Source organism: Bacillus cereus group sp. BfR-BA-01330, from assembly GCF_022663885.1.
Lineage (GTDB): Bacteria > Bacillota > Bacilli > Bacillales > Bacillaceae_G > Bacillus_A > Bacillus_A cereus.
Genome location: NZ_JAKUGK010000006.1, coordinates 23,196 through 45,261, shown reverse-complemented (window position 1 = coordinate 45,261; position 22,066 = coordinate 23,196). Strand labels below are relative to the sequence as shown.

Here is a 22,066-nt window from a genome sequence, read left to right as displayed (position 1 = left end):
GATGATTAAATTAATCGGAATACTACTTGTTGCAGTGGGCTTTTTATTTAGATTAAATACACTTTTAGTAGTTATGGTTGCAGGTATTGTTACTGGTATGGTTTCAGGATTAAGTTTTTATGATGTGATCAGCATGTTCGGTAAATTTTTCATAGAAAATAGATATATGTCTATGCCAATTATATTAACTTTACCGGTAATCGGAATTTTAGAGCGTTACGGTTTAAAAGAAAGAGCAGAAGCACTTATAACGAAATCAAAAGGAGCAACAACTGGAAGAGTATTAATGTCATATTTTACGATAAGAGAATCATCAGCAGCACTAGGACTTAATATTGGTGGGCATGCGCAAACAGTAAGGCCGCTCGTTGCACCGATGGCAGAAGGGGCCGCGCAAGGTAAATACGGTAAACTTCCTGAAAAATTAAGAGAAAAGATTAAAGCAAACGCAGCAGCTGCTGAAAATACAGCTTGGTTTTTCGGAGAAGATATTTTCATCGCAACTGGAGCTATTTTATTAATGAAAGGATTCTTCGATTCAGTAGGTATGCATGTCGGAGTATGGGATATGGCACTTTGGGGCATTCCGACAGCAATATCTGCACTTATTGTAAGCTGGATTAGATTTAGAAGGTTTGATAAATATATAGAGAAAACAATGAAGGCAGAAGGAAAAGAAGAGAAGGAGGCAATTTAATATGAACATCATCACAATGGATACAATCTATTATGTATTAGGGATAATCGTTGCTTTTATCGCTGTTCGTATCGCATTCGATCGTGAACATCCAAACAGATTCGGTTCTAGTTTATTTTGGGCATTGTTTGCAGTTACATTTTTATTTGGAAATGTAATTCCTTCGTTTTACGTTGGCTGTATCGTGCTCGCTATGGTCGTTTTAGCCTCGCTAAATAAAGTAACAAAATCAGAGGAAAAAGAAGTTCCAGTACAAGAACGTGTGAAACATGCTGAGAAATTAAAAAATAAAATTTTTATGCCTGCACTATTAATTCCTATTTTTACAATTATCGGTACGTTGACCTTAGGGAAAATTAAATGGGGAAATGTCTCTCTTGTTGATCCAGATAAAGTAACATTATTTGCACTAGCGCTTGGTGCATTACTCGCATTTGTTGCGGCGATGCGTATTACAAAATCAAAAATAACAACACCTGTACAAGAAGGAAGCAGACTATTACAAGCTGTTGGCTGGGCTGTAATTTTACCACAAATGTTAGCAGCACTTGGCGGTATATTCGCGAAGTCTGGCGTTGGACAAGTTGTTTCAGACTTAGTCGGACAAGTGCTACCGACAGAGTATCCGTTCGTTGCCGTTATGGCGTACTGTTTAGGCATGATGCTATTTACAGTCGTAATGGGAAATGCATTCGCAGCGTTTGCTGTTATTACTGGCGGAATTGGCTTACCTTTAATAGTTCAAATGCACGGCGGAAACCCAGCAATTATGGCAGCGCTCGGTATGTTTGCTGGATATTGCGGAACGCTGCTTACACCAATGGCAGCAAACTTTAATATCGTACCTGCGATGCTTTTAGAGCTAAAGGATAAAAATGCGGTTATTAAAGCGCAAGTACCAATTGCTCTTTCAATTTTTATCATAAATATGTTTATTATGTACGGCCTAGTATATCGTTTCTAATTAGGAGGATAAAACTATGAAAACAGTATTATTAACAGGGTTTGATCCGTTCGGCGGAGAAAATATCAATCCAGCTTGGGAAGTAGCAAAAGGTTTGCATGAAAAAACAATTGGAGAATACAAGATAATAAGCAAACAAGTACCAACTGTATTTCATAAATCAATAAGCGTATTAAAAGAGTATATAGAAGAACTAGCGCCGGAAATTATTATATGCATTGGACAAGCTGGGGGCAGACCAGATATTACGATAGAACGTATCGCAATTAATATTGATGATGCAAGAATCGCTGACAATGAAGGGAATCAGCCGGTAGATGTACCGGTTGTAGAAGAAGGAGCCATTGCGTATTGGTCTACACTTCCGATGAAAGCAATCGTAAAAAAACTTCGCGAAGAGGGTATACCGTCATCTGTTTCACAGACGGCAGGCACATTCGTTTGTAATCACTTATTCTATGGACTTATGCATGAACTAGAGAAACATGATAAGAAAATAAAAGGCGGATTCATTCATATTCCGTTTTTACCAGAACAAGCGAGTAATTATCCAGGGCAACCGAGTATGTCACTTTCTACTATTCGTAAGGGGATAGAATTGGCAATCGAAGTAACGACGACAGTTAAGGTAGATATTGTAGAGGTTGGGGGCGCAACGCATTAAGTAAAATGAATTGTACAACACCTCCTGTAAACAACTGGTATAATAAGAATAGGAAAATACATAGAGGTGATTTTTGTGCAACAATTTGAAGAAGTACGTTCAATTTTAGAAAAAGCGAAGAAAATTACAGTATTAACAGGCGCTGGTGCAAGTACGGAAAGTGGTATTCCAGATTTTCGTTCAGCAAATGGATTGTATGCTGATGCGAATGTGGAGATGTACTTATCAAGAGGGTACTATAACCGAAGTCCGAAAGAATTTTGGAAGCATTATAAAGAAATCTTTCAAATTAATACGTTCCATCAATATAAACCAAATCGTGGCCATCGCTTTTTAGCTGAGCTAGAAGAACAAGGGAAAGATATTACGATTTTAACGCAAAATATTGACGGTTTACATCAATTAGGTGGCAGTAAGCATGTCATTGATTTACATGGAACACTTCAAACAGCACATTGTCCAAAATGTAAATCAGGCTATGATTTACAGTATATGATTGATCATGAAGTACCGCGTTGTGAGAAGTGTAATTTTATTTTAAATCCAGATGTTGTTTTATACGGAGATACACTGCCGCAATATCAAAATGCGATGAAACGTTTATATGAAACAGGTGTACTTCTCGTTATGGGAACGTCATTAAAAGTACAACCTGTCGCTTCATTCCCGGAAATCGCAAAGAGGGAAGTAGGAGCAACAACTATTTTAGTAAATGAAGAGTTAACAGGACAGGAATATAACTTTGATTTTGTTTTTCAAAATAAGATTGGTGAGTTTGTTGAAGGGTTATCTTCAATGAAATAAGTTATCGAAAAAACTGAGGTATCTGCCTCAGTTTTTTATTTGAGTAATCACTGTTTTAAGCCATATGAAAACATTTTGATAATGTAGTAACACCATCTCTATAATTTATAAAAATCAATTTGCCCATTTTTTTTTAGAATAATATTCATGTTATTGTGCATTAAGGGAATGGTAATAAATAGGATGTAAAAACAAAAAACTGAAAATTAAATCTTTTATTTCTTTTATAATTAATATAAAATTCTATATATATCATATAAATAAATTTGATACATAATGATTTTGCGTAGAAATGTTAATAGAATGAAGCGAGGGAGCGAAATGAGACAGAAAAAGGAGCAGAAAAAACAATCGAAAAAGAAAAAGACTCATATTCCATTTCGGTTAAATGTACTATTTTTTATTGTCTTTCTTTTATTTTCAGCTATTATAATTCAATTAGGTAAAGTACAAATCATTGATGGAGAAACGTATAGAAATGAAGTAAATAAAAAGGAAGATGTAACGGTAAGCACTCCCGTTCCTAGAGGGAAAATGTTTGATCGGCAAGGTCACGTTATTGTAAATAATAAACCATTGCGAACCGTTACATATACGAAAATGAGAGGAGTAGACTCGAAAGAAGTTTTACAAGTAGCAAGAGATTTAGCCAAACTAATTGAAATGTCGCAAGAGGACATGGATAAGTTAACAGAGACAGATAAGAAAGATTTTTGGATGCAGTTAAATGAAAAGCGGGCAGCGGCGAAAGTAACAAAAGAAGATGAGAGTAAATTTAGAAAGCAAGAAATAGAAGGAAAAGAGTTAGATAAAAAAGTAGAAGAACTGCGCCGGGAAAGAATTACACAAGAAGAACTAAATGAGTTTTCAAAGGAAGATATAGAAGTATTAGTAATTAAAAGCAAAATGAATGCGGGATATAAAATGACGCCGCAAATCGTTAAAAAAGATGTAAGTCAAAATGAATATGCTGTCGTTAGTGAAAGGTTGGCAAGCTTACCAGGGGTAGATACGACAGTAGATTGGGAACGTGAATACCCAAATGATAAAATACTGCGCTCTATACTAGGTAGCGTTTCTAATGAAAATGAAGGATTGCCAAGAGAACAATTAGATTATTATTTAGTTCGTGATTATAATCGAAACGATCGTATTGGTAAAAGTTACATTGAAAAACAATATGAAGATGCACTACATGGAACGAAGGAACAGTCTAAAAATATTATGGATAAAGCAGGGAAGATTGTTCGAACAGAAAAAGTGACTGAAGGAAAAAGTGGAAATAACTTGATGTTAACAGTCGATATGGATTTACAGAAAAGAGTAGAGGGCAGCCTTGAAAAGAATTTACGAGCCTTTCATGCTGCAGAGCCGATGATGGATCGTGCGTTCGTAGTAATGATGAATCCGAAAAACGGTCAAATTTTATCAATGGCAGGAAAGAAAATTGTAAATAAAGATGGCGGTATGCAAATAGAAGATTATGCATTAGGAACGATGACAAGTTCTTATGAGTTAGGGTCAACTGTAAAAGGGGCTACTTTATTAACTGGATATCAAACAGAAGCGATTAAGCCGTATACACACTTCTTTGATACGCCAATGTATTTTAAAGGAAGTTCTAAGCCGAAGAAATCGTGGAAAGAATTTGGGGATATTGATGATTTAAGAGCTTTGCAAGTATCATCGAACGTTTATATGTTTAATACAGCTTTAAAAATGGCAGGCATTAATTATGTTCCAAACAATCCATTAGATATTAAACAAGAAACATTTAATAAAATGCGCTACTATTTTAGACAATTTGGCCTAGGTGTGTCGACTGGTATTGACCTGCCAAATGAATCGATCGGTCAAATAGGTAGAACTGATAACATACCCGGATTTTTACTTGATTACGCGATTGGACAGTATGATACATATACGCCGCTTCAGCTTGCACAATATATTTCAACCATTGCAAATGGCGGTTACCGAATGAAACCACAAATTGTACAAGAAGTTAGAGAGCAACCGAATAGACCAGAGGATGTAGGAAAAGTCGTTCGGTCGATTGAACCAGTTGTATTAAATAGAGTGGATATGGACACTTCGTACATTAATCATGTAAAAGAAGGATTTAGAAGAGTTTTTCAAGAAGCTGACGGAACAGGTACCGGAACGTTTAAAGGTCTACCATATAAACCAGCGGGAAAAACAGGAACAGCTGAGACAGTATATGGTGGAGAAAGTGATATTGGAAGAGATGAGAACAACAACCGAAAAAAATGTTATAATTTAACTCTTGCCGGTTATGCACCATATGATGCGGATCCGGAAGTAGCTTTTTCAGTTGTTGTACCATGGGTGAATGATGATAAATCAGGAATTAATTCTGCGATTGGTAAAGAGATTTTGGATGCGTATTTTGAATTAAAAACAAATAGATCAAATGCAAATTCAATTCCAGTAGAACAACCGAACAAGGCACAGTAAAAATAGTATCACTGCATGGAAACATATTGTGCAGTGATATATTTTTTGAGTTAAAAAGCGCTTTATAAGGTGGGAATGGATATGAAAAAGGAGATTAAGAGAGGCTGGGGAAAGTACATACTATTTATATTGGTGATAGTCATAGGCTACCATTCTTTTACTTTATGTAAGGTGGAAGGGGAATCGATGCAGCCGACTTTATATGAAGAAGACTACGTATTTGTAAATAAAGCGGTAGTACGTCTTTCTAATTTACAACACGGAGAAATTGTCATTATAAAAGAAGAGGATGAATCGAAATATTATGTGAAACGTGTAATAGGGCTTCCTGGTGATGTAATTAACATAACGAACGGAAAGGTATATGTGAACGATAAAAAGCAAGAAGAACCATATACAAACAAAGATTTATTTAACAACACTCAAGTATTTTATAATTTTCAAAAGACAAAAATTCCGCCAAATAAGTTATTTGTAATGGGAGATAACCGCGAAGTAAGTAGAGATAGTCGAAATGGCTTAGGATATATTGAAGAAGATAACATAATAGGCAAGGTGGAATTTGTATATTATCCTTTTTCAAAAATGAAAATGATAGAATAAGTGGGGGATGAGCAAAACCCCACTTATTAAAGTTTCACTTTATTTTCTTTAAAAAACCTTTTGGATTAAATGATATGAAAAATTTATGTTTAGACTCGTCGATTATGAAGTTATTATTTTTAGTTAAAAACTCATCCACAGCTTCCATCGGGCCAGGACCCCAATCGGGAAGAAGCGGATTTCCATTAATGGAGGTATCTTCTACAATCATATAACTGCCAGTAGTGACGATAGATTTATATAGTAATAGTTCTTTGGAGACATGTTCTTTACTATGATCAGAATCTAAAATAACTAAAACCACATCATCAGGTTTGCGCATGCTTACAATTGTTTGGATGGCCTGCACAGAAACAGAAGATGCTGTTAAATACGTAATCCGATTATGTGATGGCCGATTTGGCTGCGGAGTTATATCGATAGTAAGTACGTGACCTTTTCCAATTAAATCTAACATAGAAGCTAAATACAGTGCACTACCACCGTGAAAAGTCCCGCATTCAATAATTAAATCGGGCTTTAATTCATAAATAATTTCTTGATACAAAAAGAGATCAGAGGGAAGTTTACAGATTGGAACTCCAAACCAGTGTGTATCGTTTAACCACACGAGGCTGTTGTAATATTGGTTTAGAAATTCATTGCTTATAATATCGATTTTAAATTCTCCTTTCTAAAAAGGATTCTCTCGTTTGACGTAAAGTGTTTACGCATGAAAGTTGTACTATATATTATGTAGTAAGGAATTGTAAGGCGAGTGTTTTTACTTGAAAATAAGCCAAATAACTCATGTGGAAAATGAAAGGAAATGATCGTATGTACAAATACACAATTTGTTTTATTAGAAAAAGCGATAAAATACTGCTATTAAATAGAAATAAAAAGCCGAATATGGGGATGTGGAATGGTGTTGGAGGAAAAATAGAAGAGAATGAAACGCCATACGAAGGAATAATTAGAGAAACGTTTGAGGAAACGGGTATAGAACTTTCAAGTGTAACGTATAAAGGGACTGTTGGTTTTAAAGGTAAAGATGAGCCCCAGGCTAGTGAAGGAATGTATGTGTTCGTTGCTGATTTTCCAGATGGAATGCAAATGAATACACCATTACGTACGGCTGAAGGATTATTAGAATGGAAAGAAATTGATTGGATATTAGATAGTGATAATAGAGGTGTAGTTAGCAACTTACCAAAATACTTACCGACAGTAATAACAGAAGAAAATAAGTTAAAACATATATTCACGTACGATAACCGGAATATTATTAATTACACAACTGCATGTTTGACAGAAGATGATGCGAACAAGCGATATGAAAAACAACTCATTTCTCAATAGAAGAGGATAGTGAAAAATCACGTTTTGTTCTCATTATATATACGAAGTGATTATATGTTTCAGAAATACAATTTATTGGTCAGAATTGTAATATGTATGATATAACTTTTCTTATGGTGAAAGCGTAGAGAACATACGTAAACGGAACAAAAAAGAGGTGGCTTTGCCGCCTCCTTTTTGTTAGCTGTGAATCGCCTTAATCATAAATCGATGTTGCTTCACATCAAAATATCCTTTTTGTAAGATAATTTCATGTATACGATATAACTCCTCATAATACCTTTCGACAGTAAAATCAGGAATTTGCCACGGAATCGCTTTTAAATAGTAGACGATAGCGCCAATATCATAAAAGCGTTGGAAAGGGAATTCTTCCTTTGCTTCTAAAATAGTAAATCCAGTTTCCTCTAACTCACTACATGCTGCTTCAAGTGACCAACTTGCAAATTCGTTATTTAGCGGTGCGTTAAATTGCTCATTAAGTTCCACACAATCGAGACCACCAACTTGTTGTGTAAGGAAAATCCCATTTTGAGAAAGGATTCTTTTTACTTCAGAAGCAGCATATGATTCATGTTGGTTTAGGATTAGATTAAACTGACCATCTTGAAATGGCAATGCAGTATCATCGTTCACCTCTACAACAGTAACCCCTAAAGGCTCTAATTTCTTTCGAGCAATTGGCACGTTTGGAGCGTAGCCCTCAGTAGCATAAATAGTTGACGGGAACGGTTGTAACATAGATAAAAACTCTCCGCCGCCAGTTCCCATATCTAGCATTGATTTAGCGCGTTGCATAAGCAGTACTGCCGTACGACCATGATAAAGGCTCGCTCTTCATTCGGCCTGTTTCTGAAATGAAAGAAAAATCCCAACCGCTAAAATGTGTATTTGCACTTTCTAATAAAGTTAAAAATAATGGATCACGTTTCATAATTATATCCTCCTATTTTTCAATGAATGATGTGATGAGAAAGGAGAACGGAGAACGGGAGGACCTCTCATGAAAGAGAAGCGGTTTTACGTTTCGTGTTCGAATAGATTCATATAAATTTGCTCCTTGTGAGAATAGTAATTTATATATTCGGGATAATCGAGTGGGAATCCTTTGAGGGTATAAAAGAAGGCAGTTGTTTAATGAAAAAATAAATTGAGTTATCTAATTTTATAGTGTAATTGTTCATCCATACGCATAAAAAAATTATTCTCTCCATAAAATAGTAAAATTATATTGGAGGTTGAATTATGAAAAAATTTAGTGTATTTTCAATAACATTGATGACTTTTGGAATGTTATTATTTGGATTAAATAGGATAATAGATAGCTATTCTGAGCCTATTATCCTATTAGGGTATATTGCTTTTTTAATTGGAGTGGTTCTGAGTATTATAGCGATTGCTAGACGTGAAGATGGAAGATTAAAATTCATATCACTTATCTCTTTCTTTGTTCTCCTGTTTTTCATTACTTGGTTTGAGTCGTTTCAGGTACTACGAATTATTACTTGGCTAAAAAATATCTATTAAAATTTAAATTGTTGGTAAAAATGGGAAACCTTAAATTTAGGTTTCTTTTTATTATATTCGATTATCAATAGTAAAACTTATTAGAGCCATTAATAAAAGAAATAGATATATAAACCGAGTGTAAAAATATTTTAATTCTTTGAAAACATTCAGCGATTTAGTATTCTTTATATATGGAATATTTTGTTTATGCGAAAAGAGGGCAAGGTGCTATATGAAAAGAATGAAAAATGTAATGTTACTATTGTTATGTTTCTTATGTTTAAGTGGGTGTAATTATAAAGATGACGATCAGGTGAAAAAATATGTGAAAAAAAAGCACGGAATTGATGTGATTGTAACACATTGGGGTGCTATAAACGAAGGGAATATGGGGCATACATATCATACTGTTCAAGCAAAAAATAACAAAAATATTCAATTTAGAGTAGAGGTAGATGGCTTCTTATATTCAAGAATAAAAGGTGATGAATATCAATACGGAAAAAAAACATATGAGGAATATAAGAAATTTAAACCAATGCTAGAAGAAATTAAAAAATTAGGTTACGTGGAACCTGAAAATAAAAATGTTTTTCAATATATAGTGGATGATGATATAGAGGAGAAACCAACGGATACGTTATTATTAACTTTAAAAACGAGTGACAAGATTGATTACAGTCAATTTGAATTAAAAGAATTAGATCGTTTATATGCTCTAATCCAATTCATTCAGAAGAGTAATAGAAAGATAACAACACTTGAAATTGAGGATTATAATGGTGAATCTATAGGCTTGCCTTTTCAAAATGTGCAAAAAGCTATAACGAAAGAAGAACTGCTTTTAACAATGAAAAACACAGTAAGCGGTTATTGGACATATTTGGTTCAAACTGAAACAAAAGTAGGCGTAAGGTTAAATGAAATTCAAAATGATCGTTTTGAAATTGAGGATATTACTTGTCCACACCCGAAAGACGGCAATTGTCTAGAGTATGAATTGACATTAGTTTTCAATGACAGTGAGATAAAATATAGAAATGATCCATATGTAATAGATGATTTGAGAAAGGTAGTCACTATTCTTAAAGAAGAACTATATAATAAGGAATTTAACATATATTTAAGGAACAAGGATGGAACAAGTTATTCACTCTGGCTATCATCCGAAAAAATTAAGGCAAGTAATAACATAGAAGAGTTAGTAAAATAATGATATAAAGAAGAAATTTAAAGTACTTTTTATGTTTGTTATTTCTGTATTCAAAAGGAAAACCGCTTATACTTCATTTTTGAAGCATAAGCGGTTTTGTTTAAAATACTCAAAAACAAAAATCTTTTGGTAAAGTACCATTTTTAATAACTGTTCTTAACCCATGTTTTATAATCCAAGGATTAATAGGATGCTGTTTATCACGTAATTGCTGTAACCACTGAAAAACGAGTTCTTTATCTTCTTTCGTAATATCGTTAATATGATTGGCTACAGATTTTTGAACATATTTAGAAGGGTCATTCATTAATGGTTCAAGAAGTTGTAAATTGTACTGAAAATCACCTTTTAGAGCTCCTATTTTTTTAGCCCAAGGAAGCCTTGGTCTTGTACCTTCAGAAACTAATCTCCTAATGTGGCTGTTTTCGTCATGAATCCACTGTTGTAATATGTTTAGTGTATCTTCATGGTATGTTTCAAGAAAGGGCCGAATGGCATATTCAGCAGTATTCCTTTTCGTTATTTCATACATTGCATTAAACGAGATTTTAAAATCGTTAAGCCCATATTTTTCAACGTATTTTGCAACAGGCATGTACATATATCCATTTGTAAATGTGCCTACTTCTGTTGTATTTTCTGGTCCTAATGTTTTCAGTAATATATGTATTGCGGCATTAAAATCTTTTTGTAAAGCATTGTGTAATTCATCTGCAATTACTTCAATACGCTGTTTTAACTCTAAATTTTCAACTTTACAAGCTACAGAATCTACAAAGATGCTTTTAGAGAAACAAGGATCGTGTTTACAAATAGAATCAGCTATTTTTTCTGCTAATTCTTCATTAAATAAAAATTTTAACGGAACATATTTACCCATTTTTTCACCTCGGTGGTCAAATGAAAACAATTTTTATTTTTTAATCGACAATCCATAAACCAAAGTCTCACTCGGAGTCGTAATACTAAAACCTGTCGTCTTATAATCAAGCTTCACTGTATCACCAGTGTAGTCTTTCGTAAATGAATCCATTTGTACGATAAGCTCCGCATCTTCATATACAACATCATCTGCGTTAAATGTATCCCAAATTAAATCGACATCAACGAAAATACTACAGGAGTTTGTCATTGTTCCTCTAATGCGAATGATCTTTTTGTCTTCACGTTCTAATCTATGTATAGCTGCTTTTGCTTCATCAGTAATGCGAATGTTCATTGTATCCCAACCTTTTATTTATATTTCTTCTATTATGGCAAAAACAGGAGCAATAGGGAAGGAAAGAGGTTTGCAACAAAAAACGAGCAAACAAATTTGTTTGCTCGTTTCACTTTATTTTAGTTCACATTTATCAAGTGGAATCACTTTTGTTTTTTTCGTAAATTTATAACCTAACCATAGTACTAAGAAGAGTGGTAAACCGATGTAAGAAACGAGTACACCGTTCCAGTCGATTGACTCACCCATAAATGCCCCGTAGTTTTGTCCTAAAATTACGATGATACAAAGTGTAAATGCAAAGATTGGACCGAAGGGGAACCATTTTGCTCTATATGGTAAGTCATTTAAATCTTTTCCTTGTGCGATATACGCTTTACGGAAACGGTAATGACTAATTGCAATGCCGACCCAAGCGATAAAGCCAGACATTCCTGATGCATTTAATAACCAAATGTATACAACACCGTCACCGAATAAAGAAGCAATGAAAGCAATACTACCGACAATCGATGTTACGATTAATGCGTTAACAGGTACACCGCGGCTATCTAATTTACCAAGAAACTTTGGTGCCTTCCCTTGGCGAGCTAAATCCCAAAGCATACGAGTTGATGCATACATACCAGAGTTACCAGCAGATAGTACTGCCGTTAAAATAACAGCGTTCATAACAGAAGCAGCAAAGGCAACGCCCGCTTTTTCGAAAATAAGTGTAAATGGACTTACTGTTACATCACTTGCAGCAAGACTTTCAGTTGTATAAGGAATTAATAAACCGATAACGAGAATCGCAAGGATATAGAATAAAAGAATACGCCAAAAGATTGAACGAATTGCTTTTGGGATATTACGTTCTGGATCAGATGTTTCACCAGCAGCTACTCCTAATAGTTCAGTACCTTGGAATGAGAAACCAGCTGCCATAAACACACCGATAATTGCCATGATACCGCCGTTAAATGGTGCATCTGCAACAGTGAAGTTTTTGAAGCCAACCGTTTCGCCGCCCATAATTCCAAAAATCATCATGAAACCAACAATTAAAAAGATAATAATCGTAACTACTTTAATAAGTGCGAACCAATATTCAGATTCACCAAACCCTTTAACAGATAAATAGTTTAAAAGGAAAATAATAGCTAAACATAATCCGCTCCAAATAAGAGAAGGGGTATCTGGGAACCAAAATTTCATAATTAATGTTACAGCAGCTAGTTCAGCAGCAATCGTAATTGCCCAGTTATACCAATAGTTCCATCCAAGTGCAAAGCCAAGTGATGGATCAACAAATTTTGTTGCGTACGTGCTAAAAGATCCAGTAACAGGCATGTAAGCTGCGAGTTCAGCTAAGCTTGTCATTAAGAAGTAAACCATAATTCCAATTGCGGCGTATGCAATTAATGCACCACCAGGTCCAGCTGAATGGATGACACCACCGCTGGCAAGAAATAGTCCGGTACCAATTGTACCACCGAGAGAAATCATCGTAAGGTGCCTTGATTTTAGACCGCGTCTTAATTCACCTTTTCCTTGTGTAGTTTCTGTTTTAGAGGTAGCTTGATTTGTTGCGCTATTCATGTTCAACACTCCTTTTCTTGTAGGTTAGGAAGGAGCGGGGGAGAAAAATACAAAAAACCGCCAAAGGAATTTGGCGGAACGTTTCACAAATAACCACCCCATCATACCCTTCCGTTAAGATAGCACCCCACGTTTACACGGTAATTTTGTAAACGTGACAGTTCTGTTCCTTTCGGAGACAGCCCCAGCTCATATTTCCAGAGAAGAAATATAAACTTCGGCAACTTTTCCTTTCAAACGGAGTCGGTGACATTCTCTGTGTCTCGTCCGTCGTACTCTTAAAAGTCGCAACCTCTACCTCATCGGATTGATGAGGATTTATATATTGCTAAGATTTTTAATATATGGCAATTGTAATGACTTTCTGAATATATTGCAAGATATTTTGTTAGGAAAAGTCAAAAAATATCGGTTATTGTATAGGAAACGCTTGCGAAACTCCACCCGAACCTACTATTATGTAGCAATAAGCAAAGAAAAAATTGTTATACAAATGTTTCGCAAAAAATATTGAAAAACCCTCTAAATTAAAAGAAAATTCAGAAAAATATAATTCGACATTCATAATAAAGTCATATTATTTGTTATAATTAGAGTAACGTTTAAGCAAAAAGGGGAAATCAAAATGAAATTAGAAACAGAAAGGCTCTATATAGTGCCGTGTACAGAAGAGAGGATTCAAGTCGCTAACGAGCAAGGATATAATAGCGGTCCGCATATTGTAGGGCATGTAGAGAATGTGAAACAAGATGAGGCTTTATTACCATGGGGGGCGTGGTATGTTCTTCGAAAAGAAGATGATAGCGTTTTAGGTGATATTGGGTTTAAAGGGAAACCAAACGAGAATCAAACAGTAGAAATTGGCTATGGATTCATTGAGAAATATTGGAATCAGGGCTATGCAACAGAAGCTGTAAAAGAACTAATCGATTGGGCTTTCAAAACAGGTGAGGTAGAAACAATAATTGCAGAGACACTTCTAGATAATTATAGTTCGATGCGTGTTTTAGAAAAGTTACATATGAAGAGAGTAAATGCTACAGAAATGATGATTAATTGGAAAATAGAAAAATAAAAAATACCGCTCTAAATTGAGCGGTATTTTTTATAGTTATGGTAGCATTTGCTTCTGATCATTCGGATACTGAGCCGTTGACGTATTAGGACGATTGGAATGATTACGAACAGCAATGAAAATAGAAATAATAACGACAAGACCAACTGCAACGTAAGAAAGTGAAATAATAGTTGGATCCACTTTAAATGTAGTAAGCAGTGTACGAATGTTTGTAAAGATAATAAGACCACCAACTAATACGCCAAGTAAATGAGAAGGAACGATGCGAACTAGCCATGCCGCGATTGGTGCCGCTACGATACCACCGAGCATGAGAGAAAATACCCAAAACCAGCTTACTTGTTCCCAGCCAAGTGAGATGAAGAAGCCGATTGTTGCAGCGAGTGAAACAGGAAATTCACTCGTATCTACAGATCCAATAACTTTTCTAGCTTCATTTCCTCTTGCTAGAAGAACAGGTGTCGTAATCGGCCCCCAACCACCGCCACCAGTTGAATCAACGAATCCAGCGAATAAACCAAGCGGCACAAGTTGTTTTGCAGACATACGCTTATTTGAAGTGACAATTTGTTTTTGAATGATGAATCGTAATAAAATATAAACCCCTAAAGTAAATAAAAATACGGAAATGTACGGTTTAATTACATCACCAGGTAAATTGCTTAAAAAACATGCCCCAACAAATGCGCCGATTGCCCCAGGTAATGTAAGCCTGGAAACTGTATATTTATCAACGTTTCCAAATTTGATATGAGATGCGCCAGAAGCTGCAGTTGTAACGACTTCAGCTAAATGAACCGATGCGGAAGCTACAGCCGGTGCAATACCAAACATTAATAATAGTGAAGTAGACGTTACCCCATACGCCATTCCGAGTGCTCCATCGATCAGTTGAGCGAAAAATCCAATAATAGCAAAGACAATTAATTTCTGCATAAATAATCCCCCTGTAATAATAAATGAAAAAGACACTTTTCCCGTATGAGAAAAGTGCCTTTGGTTTTTCCAATCAGCAATAATTAAATTTGTTTCATTATAATACATATTAATCGTATAAATCAACTAGGTTTTAAAGTTTTTGAATTGAATGAAAGAAAAATAAAATATACAATAAAAGGATGGAGAGAAAGGGGAGAAAGAATATGTTAGCATTTGATCATCTCGTTCACGCAGTGCAATGTACACCGGAGGAAGCGGCAAAACAAATGCAGGAGCTTGGATTTCATACTGTATTAGGCGGAGAGCATACTACTTGGGGTACTTGGAATAGTTTAAGTTATTTTGACTTATCATACATAGAATTTTTAGCAGTTCAGCATGAAGAAAAAGCGAAAGAAGCAGAAAATCCATTAGTACAAGAAACAGTGGTGAAACTACAAAATGGAGAAGGAATGCTACAAATCGCGATCCGAACAGATGCAATTGAGGAGCTAGCAGTTAACTTTAATAAGTACGGCTTACATACGATAGGGCCATTTGAAGGGAAACGCATGAGAAAAGATGGCCGGCTTTTAGAATGGAAAATGTTATTTGTTAAGCAAGAAGAGAACGGACCGAAATTACCTTTCTTTATACAGTGGAATGAAACGGACGAAGAAAGAAGAAACGATTTACGTAACAGTGGGATGATCACTGAACATAAAAACAAAGTGCAACAAATTGAAACGATTCATTACGCAGTAAAAAACGTTCGAGAAACAGTACGGAAATGGAAAAAAGTAATGGGACTATCTACAAGCTCAGTTGTGAAAAATGAAAAATGGAATGCTGAGAGTCAAAGTGTAGTGTTTGGAAATATTCATGTGCAGTTTTGTGAACCGATTGGAGAAGGGCTAGTACTAGAACATTTGAATAAGAATGGCGAATATCCATTTGCAGTAGAGTTTAAAGGTGGAAATAAACGAGAGCATGAAGTGCTAGGTAGTTTGTACATATATTAATAGAGGTGAACGTTGTGGAAGAAATGCTTAGGGAGATAGAGAGAATACTAGAATGGCCTCGTATTGTAAAGTGTACAGCTATTTCAAAAGGTTTCTCACATGAAGAGAAACATAAAATAGAATTAGAAAACAAAGTAACATATTTTGTAAAAGTATGTGATACAGTTCATTTTGAACGTAAACAAGAAGAATATACGTATATGAAACGATTAGAGTCATTACATATTCCAACACCCAAGTTAATTCATTTCATAATAATTGAGAAATTAAATAAATGTGTTCAAGTATTTGAATGGACCCGAGGTATAAATGGTGTAGAAGGTTTAACGAAGTTATCGGTGGAAGAACAGTATAAGGCAGGAAGAAAAGCAGGGGAAGTATTAAAGAGGATTCACTCAATTGAAAGAGAAAGTGCGAGTAATAAATGGGAAACATCTAGATGGAATAAATACGAAAGATACATAGAGGCACTAACAGATTACGAGGTGAATTTTCTGGATTTGAAGCCAGTATTAACCTTTGTAGAAAATCATAAAGATTTATTGGGAAATCGTCCAATAAGATTTTTACATGATGACTTCCATCCAGCAAATAGTATGATTCATAATAAGGAGTTTATCGTTATTGATTTTGGTGGATATGATTTTGGCGATCCAATACACGATTTTTATAATGTAGCGATTTTTACTACAAGAATAAGTAAACCATTTGCGGTTGGACAAGTTCACGGTTATTGCGGAGGCGAACCATCGATTCATTTTTGGAAACTCTATACATTGTACGCCGCGATGACATTCCCAGCGGATATCGTTTGGACGAATCGAAGTACGCCGCATTTAGTAGATGATATGAAGGAAAGATTAAATGGAATTTTAGAAGATCATAATCATTTTTCATCTTATATTCCAAAATGGTATCAATCAAGCGAATTTAATAAATAAAGGAGTAATTTATATGGATAAAATAGCGGTAATTTCAGATATACATGGTAATATTCAAGCATTAGAATCCGTGTTGAATGATATTAAATTAAGAGGAATCGAGCGCATTATTTGTCTTGGAGATTTAGTAGGAAAAGGACCTCATTCCAGTGAAGCAATTGAAATCATTCGTAAAGAATGTGAAGTAGTCGTAATGGGAAACTGGGATGATTTTATTACAAAGCCGACTGAATTTGAAGCATTGAAATGGCATCAAAAACAATTATCGGAAGAACAAAATGACTATTTAAGAAACTTACCATTTTCAATCGAGTTTTATATGAGTGGGAAATTCATTCGTATGTTTCACGCTTCACCGAGAAGTTTATATGAAAGAATTCAACCACACGCTTCAAGAGAAGAACGTATTAGTATGTTCGAAAATAGTGATCTGACGGAAAATATAGAAGGGGAAAGAAAACCAGATGTCGTTTGTTACGGTGACGTTCACCAAGCATTCGTTCAAAATTTCAGAGGGAAAACGTTATGTAATGCCGGTAGTGTAGGAAACCCACTTGAAATAACACAAGCTTCCTATTTAATATTTGAAGGAACTTACAATGAAAAAGAAGCAGCGAGCTTTTCTATTCAACTTGTACGAGTACCGTATGATATTGAATTAGCTATCAGACTAGCAGAAGAACTCGAAATGCCAGAAATTGAAGAATACAAACAAGAATTACGGACTGCTTTATATCGAGGGTTTAAGGGGAAGTAAGCTAATAATATATCAACGATTTTTCAAATATATCTATCATAACTTAAAATATATCAACGATTCGACAAAGGATATCGATTTACCGACAAATAGTGACATGAATTGTTACTTATAATTATATTATGTAAACTAATTATAAAGGGAGATATCATGAACCGAAAACAACGAATCAAAGAAATTGCAGATCATATTGTAAAGCTAAACTTAACCTATCCAACAAGAGTTGGAGTAAGTGGTATTACAGCATCAGGAAAAACAACATTTGCAAACGAACTAGCGGAAGAAATAAAAAAACGAGGATTACCAGTAACACGCGCCAGCATTGATGATTTTCATAATCCAAGAGTGATTCGCTATGCAAAAGGAAAAGAATCTGCAAGAGGGTATTATGAAGATGCACACGATTATACAGCTTTCAAAGAAAGATTATTAATGCCTTTAGGACCTAACGGGAATTTACAGTATGAAACGATTTCTCATAACTTAATAACGGATATGTCTGTACATAATGAGCCGCTATTGGCCACGCAAAATATGATATTCATAGTAGATGGAACGTTTCTATTGAAAAAAGACGTTGCGTATTTATTTGATTACAAAATCTTTGTAGATACAAATTTTGAGATTGCGAGAAAACGTGGTGCTAAGCGGGAAACTGAAGCTTTTGGAAGTTATGAAGAAGCAGAGAAGATATTTTTGAACAGATATCATGCGGCCTGTAAGTTGTATATAGATGAGCATAATCCAAAAGAGTGTGCGAATGTTATATTTAAGAATAGTGATTTAGGAAATCCAGAAGTTATATTTCATGAAAGAGCGTAATACATAATCAGAAATATATGTATAGCCTTTTGTTTATGGTTATAATTAAATTAATTTTATGAAGCAAATAAAAGGGGATAAGACAATAAAAAACGCAAAAAGGGGACAAGAAATATAATGAATGAAGTACTCGAACTAAAAGAAGAACTACTACAAATTAAAAATAACAATTATGCTGTACCAGAAGACGTAGATGCATATCCATATGCGCAATGGATGCTAGATTATATCGGATCACCTGATGCTGAATTACGTGATGATTTAATTTATAGTACGCTTCACACATGGATTACAAATGATGTATTTAGACAAAAAGAGTTAAGAGGATTAATGTTACAAGCAATTAGTCCTGATTATTTATTTTATAAAATTGGTGAAAAGGGAACAGACTCTGTATTTAAACGTGCATTCTCCGTATTAATTCCACCACTTATTTTATCTGTTCATGAAAGAGAACCGTTGTTATCGGAAGAACAATTGTACAGTGTGGCAGAACAAGTGTTGGAATATGTATATTTAGAAGAAGATGTAAGGGGCTACGTAGAAGGAAAAGGCTGGGCACACTCTACTGCACATGCAGCAGATGCGCTTGATGCTTTAGCGCGTACAATCCAAAATCGTGAGTTCTCATATGCAATACTAGCTGCCGTTCGTCAGAAGGTACGCTTACATGACTATGTATACATTCACTTTGAGGATGAGAGATTAGTAGCACCAATTATGTCGTTACGTAACCAAAATCTTTTAACTGAAGAAGAGTGGAGCAACTGGTTACATAGTATAGCAATTGTTGAAGACATCCCGCATCCTCAATATGATATTTTAGTACAAAATATTAGAGCTTTCTTAAGAAGTTTATATTTTAGAGTTTTAGAGACAGAGGGTAGCACAGCCTTTACAGATGATATATTGGAGACTTTGAAAGGGTTGCGTAGGTATTAAAAATACGTTTTTCTAAGAGAAAAGTACATAAAACCACTACCTCCCAACCATACTAATAAATTGTGTTGGAGGTGAGTTTTATGGACAAAAAAGACTTTGAAAAGGTGTATAATGATTATTTACATCAAGGAGAAGAGCAAGCTCAATTTGAAGTAGGCCATGAAGTCAATACAGGAGCAGAACAAATTGTTGCTGTTCGTAAAAATGATGATGGAGATTTAATAGCGTTTAAAACAAGTAGCGGGAGAGAGTTAGATTATATGACTGCTCTTAATGAAGCAAAATCAGGGAAGTTAGCTCATGTGGACGTATTTCATAAGTATGGCAGAGATATTATACGTAGTGAACCGGATGGAATAAAAGAAAATAACTTAGATAATTTACCTTCATTTTAAACGGGTAAACCTCAAGAAGAGAATGTTCATTACGATATTCTCTTCTTTGTTTTGCGAAGTTTTCCTAGCAAATAGACGATTCATTTTTAAAGTGAGATCATACTTTTAAAGAGTGCTCTAAATTTCTCTTTATCTTCTGCTGTAAATGGTTTCGGTCCCTTTGTACGTTTACCACTTTTTCGAACCATTGCACTTAAATATCGTGTTTGTAACAATTGTTCAATGTTATCATTCGTATACTTATAGCCTTTATGGTGTAGAACGATACAGCCTTTTGCTAAAGCGAGCGAAGCAAGACCGTAATCTTGTGTTACGATTAAATCTTCTTTTTTTGCTAACTGCATAATTCGGTAATCAGCAGCATCTGCTCCGGAATCAACATATATTGTTTCCACACCTTTTGGTTGTTCCGCATTAGAATAATGAGAAAAGCTAGTAACGAGGGTTACAGGGATTTCTGCATTCGTAGCTTCAAAAATAATTACATCTTTTACAGGACAAGCATCTGCATCAACGTAAATTTTCATTTTTATCACTCCTATAACTAGGTTCGTGTTGATAATAATGGTAGATTTTTCTTTTGTCAAACGAGAAAGCTTTATCTCACGTTATTTTTCACAAACCAAAATAGCCTCCCGCAAACGAGAAATACCTTCCTCAATTTGATTAATATTCACTTTTCCATAAGATAAACGTATATAACCATCTTTTGCGCCGAAAATACTACCTGGCATAAAAGCAATTTCTTGTTTTAAACTTTGCATAATAAGTTGCTTTTCGTTTATCGGTTCTTTTAATTTTCCCCATATGTATATTCCACCGGTCGGATTTGAAAAAGAGATTTTATCATGAAGTTGCTCGTTTAGAGCGTGGACGATAACGTCTCTTTTTTCTGCTAGTTGTTTTCGTAACGGTACGATATGCGACTGAAATGGTACAGTTTCAAAAAATTGTTGCATAAGCCACTGTGGGAAAATGCTCATACCTAATTCCATTTGGTGCCTTGCGTCGGATAACCTTTCTACTACAGACTGCGGGGCAACGAGCCAACCAACTCGTAAGCCTGGTGCAATCATTTTTGATAAAGAATGTACATAAATGACAGTTCCATTTTCATCAATTGATTTCAAAGTAGGGCAAGGTTGTTTCTTTTCTAGCGTAAGTAAACTAGACGGATCATCTTCCACAATCGCAATTCGTAAGTCTGCACAAAGTGATAATAGTTTTTTTCTACGGTTTGGATGAAGCATCGTCCCCGTAGGGTTTTGGAAATTTGGATTTAAAAAAATCATTTTAATGCGGTGCTTTCTATATAACTCCTGTACATCATCTGGGTTAATGCCGTGTTCATCAACAGGTAATGGGAAAATACGAATACCTGCTGATTGGAATAGAGGCAGGGAATAACAGTGTGAAGGACTTTCGAAAGCAACAGCATCACCTGGATTTAATAAACATTGCACGATAAGGTGAAGTGCTTGCTGTGCGCCAGATGTAATCATAATGGATTGTTCAGTCGCCTCAACTTTTAAATATTCCTTCATATATTTTACGACCGCTTGTCTTAGCGGGAGATAGCCTTGCGGATGATCGTAACTTAATGAATGCGTTAACGGTTGTTCACGTAAAATCGCTTGTAGTTGATTGTGGGGATAAAGATTACAACCGAGCTCTCCGTTTGCAAAATCAATAATATTTTCATTTTGTTGTACTTCTGCCCGAATATGGCGAAGTAGTGGTAAGTTTGGTAAAAAAGTACCACCTTCTACGAAATTTCTCCAGTTCGGCGTTAATGTTGGAGAAACACCCCACATATGTGTACTCACGCGTGTTCCTTTACCAGTCGTACTCTCTACAATTCCCATAGCACGTAGTTCATTATAAGCAGTCGTTACTGTACTTCTGTTTACATTTAACTGCGTAGCTAATTTCCGTTCTGAAGGGAGGAAGCTTCCGGGAGGAAGTTCTCCATATGTAATACGTTTTTCAATAAAGTCAACAACTTGCTGATAAATAGGGATTTTACTGTCACTATCTAGTTTCCATTCCATAAAAAACGCCTCCGTATCTCTTATATACATCAAGTATAGCAAATTGGCTGGGTAAAAAAACAGCCAATTG

Annotated in this window: 23 protein-coding genes, 1 pseudogene and 1 riboswitch; of the genes and pseudogenes, 16 read left to right on the top strand and 8 right to left on the bottom strand. The window is 35.0% G+C overall.

Annotation, left to right across the window (positions count from 1 at the left end):
- The first annotated feature begins 1 nt into the window (after position 1).
- From MR112_RS17675 to lepB, 6 genes are all read left to right on the top strand, one after another.
- Positions 2 to 697: a DUF969 domain-containing protein gene (locus tag MR112_RS17675; RefSeq protein WP_000593392.1), complete on the top strand. Its 696-nt coding sequence runs from the start codon at positions 2 to 4 to the stop codon at positions 695 to 697.
- Position 698: 1 nt separating this feature from the next.
- Positions 699 to 1,661, top strand: a complete 963-nt coding sequence (locus MR112_RS17670) for a DUF979 domain-containing protein (protein WP_227900572.1) — start codon at positions 699 to 701, stop codon at positions 1,659 to 1,661.
- A gap of 16 nt (positions 1,662 to 1,677) precedes the next feature.
- The gene (gene pcp / locus MR112_RS17665; protein WP_000859708.1) at positions 1,678 to 2,325 is read left to right on the top strand and encodes a pyroglutamyl-peptidase I; all 648 of its coding nucleotides are present in this window, start codon (positions 1,678 to 1,680) and stop codon (positions 2,323 to 2,325) included.
- Positions 2,326 to 2,391: 66 nt separating this feature from the next.
- On the top strand, positions 2,392 to 3,129 hold the full coding sequence (locus MR112_RS17660) for an NAD-dependent protein deacylase (protein WP_074554685.1): 738 nt from the start codon (positions 2,392 to 2,394) through the stop codon (positions 3,127 to 3,129).
- A 321-nt stretch (positions 3,130 to 3,450) separates the two neighbouring features.
- Complete coding sequence (locus MR112_RS17655; protein WP_242245173.1) at positions 3,451 to 5,604, top strand: peptidoglycan D,D-transpeptidase FtsI family protein; 2,154 nt, start codon at positions 3,451 to 3,453, stop codon at positions 5,602 to 5,604.
- Between the two features lie 81 nt (positions 5,605 to 5,685).
- Complete coding sequence (gene lepB / locus MR112_RS17650; protein WP_002094069.1) at positions 5,686 to 6,207, top strand: signal peptidase I; 522 nt, start codon at positions 5,686 to 5,688, stop codon at positions 6,205 to 6,207.
- Between the two features lie 34 nt (positions 6,208 to 6,241).
- On the opposite strand, the gene MR112_RS17645 is transcribed toward lepB, so the two are convergent.
- Positions 6,242 to 6,865 carry a cephalosporin hydroxylase family protein gene (locus MR112_RS17645; protein ID WP_303394266.1) on the bottom strand — a complete coding sequence of 208 codons (624 nt, stop codon included), beginning with the start codon at positions 6,863 to 6,865 and terminating at the stop codon, positions 6,242 to 6,244.
- A gap of 158 nt (positions 6,866 to 7,023) precedes the next feature.
- Here MR112_RS17645 and MR112_RS17640 point away from each other — a divergent pair, with 158 nt between their 5' ends.
- Entirely contained in the window at positions 7,024 to 7,548 is a 525-nt protein-coding gene (locus MR112_RS17640; RefSeq protein ID WP_227900574.1) for an NUDIX hydrolase, read from the top strand.
- A 180-nt stretch (positions 7,549 to 7,728) separates the two neighbouring features.
- Here the strand turns inward: MR112_RS17640 and MR112_RS17635 are convergent.
- Positions 7,729 to 8,482 (bottom strand): annotated as a pseudogene (locus MR112_RS17635) (class I SAM-dependent methyltransferase).
- A gap of 311 nt (positions 8,483 to 8,793) precedes the next feature.
- On the opposite strand from MR112_RS17635, the gene MR112_RS17630 reads away from it, so the two are divergent.
- Together MR112_RS17630 and MR112_RS17625 are read left to right on the top strand one after the other, a co-directional pair.
- Positions 8,794 to 9,075, top strand: a complete 282-nt coding sequence (locus MR112_RS17630; protein WP_242245172.1) for a hypothetical protein — start codon at positions 8,794 to 8,796, stop codon at positions 9,073 to 9,075.
- Between the two features lie 214 nt (positions 9,076 to 9,289).
- Complete coding sequence (locus MR112_RS17625; RefSeq protein WP_242245171.1) at positions 9,290 to 10,270, top strand: hypothetical protein; 981 nt, start codon at positions 9,290 to 9,292, stop codon at positions 10,268 to 10,270.
- 109 nt (positions 10,271 to 10,379) lie between these two features.
- Here MR112_RS17625 and MR112_RS17620 read toward each other — a convergent pair whose 3' ends face one another.
- From MR112_RS17620 to MR112_RS17610, 3 genes are all read right to left on the bottom strand, one after another.
- The gene (locus MR112_RS17620) at positions 10,380 to 11,150 is read right to left on the bottom strand and encodes a DNA alkylation repair protein (RefSeq protein ID WP_060851972.1); all 771 of its coding nucleotides are present in this window, start codon (positions 11,148 to 11,150) and stop codon (positions 10,380 to 10,382) included.
- 33 nt (positions 11,151 to 11,183) lie between these two features.
- Positions 11,184 to 11,489 (bottom strand): iron-sulfur cluster biosynthesis family protein, encoded by a 306-nt coding sequence (locus MR112_RS17615; RefSeq protein ID WP_002026004.1) that lies wholly within the window; start codon positions 11,487 to 11,489, stop codon positions 11,184 to 11,186.
- Positions 11,490 to 11,603: 114 nt separating this feature from the next.
- Positions 11,604 to 13,070, bottom strand: a complete 1,467-nt coding sequence (locus MR112_RS17610; protein WP_001083376.1) for an amino acid permease — start codon at positions 13,068 to 13,070, stop codon at positions 11,604 to 11,606.
- Between the two features lie 112 nt (positions 13,071 to 13,182).
- A riboswitch (Lysine riboswitch) is annotated at positions 13,183 to 13,375 on the bottom strand.
- A gap of 320 nt (positions 13,376 to 13,695) precedes the next feature.
- Between MR112_RS17610 and MR112_RS17605 the strand changes: the two genes are divergently transcribed.
- Positions 13,696 to 14,145: a GNAT family N-acetyltransferase gene (locus tag MR112_RS17605; protein ID WP_000764601.1), complete on the top strand. Its 450-nt coding sequence runs from the start codon at positions 13,696 to 13,698 to the stop codon at positions 14,143 to 14,145.
- 36 nt (positions 14,146 to 14,181) lie between these two features.
- Here the strand turns inward: MR112_RS17605 and MR112_RS17600 are convergent, their stop codons facing one another.
- A complete protein-coding gene (locus MR112_RS17600) occupies positions 14,182 to 15,192 on the bottom strand; it encodes a sulfite exporter TauE/SafE family protein (protein ID WP_242245170.1) in 1,011 nt (336 codons plus the stop codon).
- Between the two features lie 98 nt (positions 15,193 to 15,290).
- Here MR112_RS17600 and MR112_RS17595 point away from each other — a divergent pair, with 98 nt between their 5' ends.
- The 6 genes from MR112_RS17595 (at position 15,291) to MR112_RS17570 (ending at position 19,945) form a co-directional block, all read left to right on the top strand.
- Positions 15,291 to 16,088 carry a VOC family protein gene (locus MR112_RS17595; protein ID WP_000879126.1) on the top strand — a complete coding sequence of 266 codons (798 nt, stop codon included), beginning with the start codon at positions 15,291 to 15,293 and terminating at the stop codon, positions 16,086 to 16,088.
- Between the two features lie 14 nt (positions 16,089 to 16,102).
- The gene (locus tag MR112_RS17590; RefSeq protein ID WP_242245169.1) at positions 16,103 to 17,029 is read left to right on the top strand and encodes an aminoglycoside phosphotransferase family protein; all 927 of its coding nucleotides are present in this window, start codon (positions 16,103 to 16,105) and stop codon (positions 17,027 to 17,029) included.
- Between the two features lie 13 nt (positions 17,030 to 17,042).
- On the top strand, positions 17,043 to 17,786 hold the full coding sequence (locus tag MR112_RS17585; RefSeq protein ID WP_000357653.1) for a metallophosphoesterase family protein: 744 nt from the start codon (positions 17,043 to 17,045) through the stop codon (positions 17,784 to 17,786).
- A 150-nt stretch (positions 17,787 to 17,936) separates the two neighbouring features.
- Positions 17,937 to 18,608, top strand: coding sequence for a nucleoside/nucleotide kinase family protein (locus tag MR112_RS17580; RefSeq protein ID WP_242245168.1), 672 nt, complete (start codon positions 17,937 to 17,939; stop codon positions 18,606 to 18,608).
- 117 nt (positions 18,609 to 18,725) lie between these two features.
- A complete protein-coding gene (locus tag MR112_RS17575; RefSeq protein WP_001006674.1) occupies positions 18,726 to 19,550 on the top strand; it encodes a DUF2785 domain-containing protein in 825 nt (274 codons plus the stop codon).
- Between the two features lie 80 nt (positions 19,551 to 19,630).
- The gene (locus tag MR112_RS17570) at positions 19,631 to 19,945 is read left to right on the top strand and encodes a DUF3892 domain-containing protein (protein ID WP_000358176.1); all 315 of its coding nucleotides are present in this window, start codon (positions 19,631 to 19,633) and stop codon (positions 19,943 to 19,945) included.
- Positions 19,946 to 20,031: 86 nt separating this feature from the next.
- Here the strand turns inward: MR112_RS17570 and MR112_RS17565 are convergent, their stop codons facing one another.
- Both MR112_RS17565 and pdxR read right to left on the bottom strand, forming a co-directional pair.
- On the bottom strand, positions 20,032 to 20,472 hold the full coding sequence (locus MR112_RS17565) for a YaiI/YqxD family protein (RefSeq protein WP_000708762.1): 441 nt from the start codon (positions 20,470 to 20,472) through the stop codon (positions 20,032 to 20,034).
- Between the two features lie 81 nt (positions 20,473 to 20,553).
- Positions 20,554 to 21,996: a MocR-like pyridoxine biosynthesis transcription factor PdxR gene (pdxR, locus tag MR112_RS17560; protein WP_242245167.1), complete on the bottom strand. Its 1,443-nt coding sequence runs from the start codon at positions 21,994 to 21,996 to the stop codon at positions 20,554 to 20,556.
- Positions 21,997 to 22,066: the final 70 nt, after the last annotated feature.

Excerpts from the sequence above, each read along its gene's own strand:
- MR112_RS17675 (WP_000593392.1), top strand. The coding sequence starts at position 2 with ATGATTAAATTAATCGGAATACTACTTGTTGCAGTGGGCTTTTTATTT.
- MR112_RS17670 (WP_227900572.1), top strand. The coding sequence starts at position 699 with ATGAACATCATCACAATGGATACAATCTATTATGTATTAGGGATAATC.
- pcp (WP_000859708.1), top strand. The coding sequence starts at position 1,678 with ATGAAAACAGTATTATTAACAGGGTTTGATCCGTTCGGCGGAGAAAAT.
- MR112_RS17655 (WP_242245173.1), top strand. The coding sequence starts at position 3,451 with ATGAGACAGAAAAAGGAGCAGAAAAAACAATCGAAAAAGAAAAAGACT.
- lepB (WP_002094069.1), top strand. The coding sequence starts at position 5,686 with ATGAAAAAGGAGATTAAGAGAGGCTGGGGAAAGTACATACTATTTATA.
- MR112_RS17640 (WP_227900574.1), top strand. The coding sequence starts at position 7,024 with ATGTACAAATACACAATTTGTTTTATTAGAAAAAGCGATAAAATACTG.
- MR112_RS17630 (WP_242245172.1), top strand. The coding sequence starts at position 8,794 with ATGAAAAAATTTAGTGTATTTTCAATAACATTGATGACTTTTGGAATG.
- MR112_RS17625 (WP_242245171.1), top strand. The coding sequence starts at position 9,290 with ATGAAAAGAATGAAAAATGTAATGTTACTATTGTTATGTTTCTTATGT.
- MR112_RS17620 (WP_060851972.1), bottom strand. The coding sequence starts at position 11,150 with ATGGGTAAATATGTTCCGTTAAAATTTTTATTTAATGAAGAATTAGCA.
- MR112_RS17615 (WP_002026004.1), bottom strand. The coding sequence starts at position 11,489 with ATGAACATTCGCATTACTGATGAAGCAAAAGCAGCTATACATAGATTA.
- MR112_RS17610 (WP_001083376.1), bottom strand. The coding sequence starts at position 13,070 with ATGAATAGCGCAACAAATCAAGCTACCTCTAAAACAGAAACTACACAA.
- MR112_RS17605 (WP_000764601.1), top strand. The coding sequence starts at position 13,696 with ATGAAATTAGAAACAGAAAGGCTCTATATAGTGCCGTGTACAGAAGAG.
- MR112_RS17600 (WP_242245170.1), bottom strand. The coding sequence starts at position 15,192 with ATGTATTATAATGAAACAAATTTAATTATTGCTGATTGGAAAAACCAA.
- MR112_RS17595 (WP_000879126.1), top strand. The coding sequence starts at position 15,291 with ATGTTAGCATTTGATCATCTCGTTCACGCAGTGCAATGTACACCGGAG.
- MR112_RS17585 (WP_000357653.1), top strand. The coding sequence starts at position 17,043 with ATGGATAAAATAGCGGTAATTTCAGATATACATGGTAATATTCAAGCA.
- MR112_RS17580 (WP_242245168.1), top strand. The coding sequence starts at position 17,937 with ATGAACCGAAAACAACGAATCAAAGAAATTGCAGATCATATTGTAAAG.
- MR112_RS17575 (WP_001006674.1), top strand. The coding sequence starts at position 18,726 with ATGAATGAAGTACTCGAACTAAAAGAAGAACTACTACAAATTAAAAAT.
- MR112_RS17570 (WP_000358176.1), top strand. The coding sequence starts at position 19,631 with ATGGACAAAAAAGACTTTGAAAAGGTGTATAATGATTATTTACATCAA.
- MR112_RS17565 (WP_000708762.1), bottom strand. The coding sequence starts at position 20,472 with ATGAAAATTTACGTTGATGCAGATGCTTGTCCTGTAAAAGATGTAATT.
- pdxR (WP_242245167.1), bottom strand. The coding sequence starts at position 21,996 with ATGGAATGGAAACTAGATAGTGACAGTAAAATCCCTATTTATCAGCAA.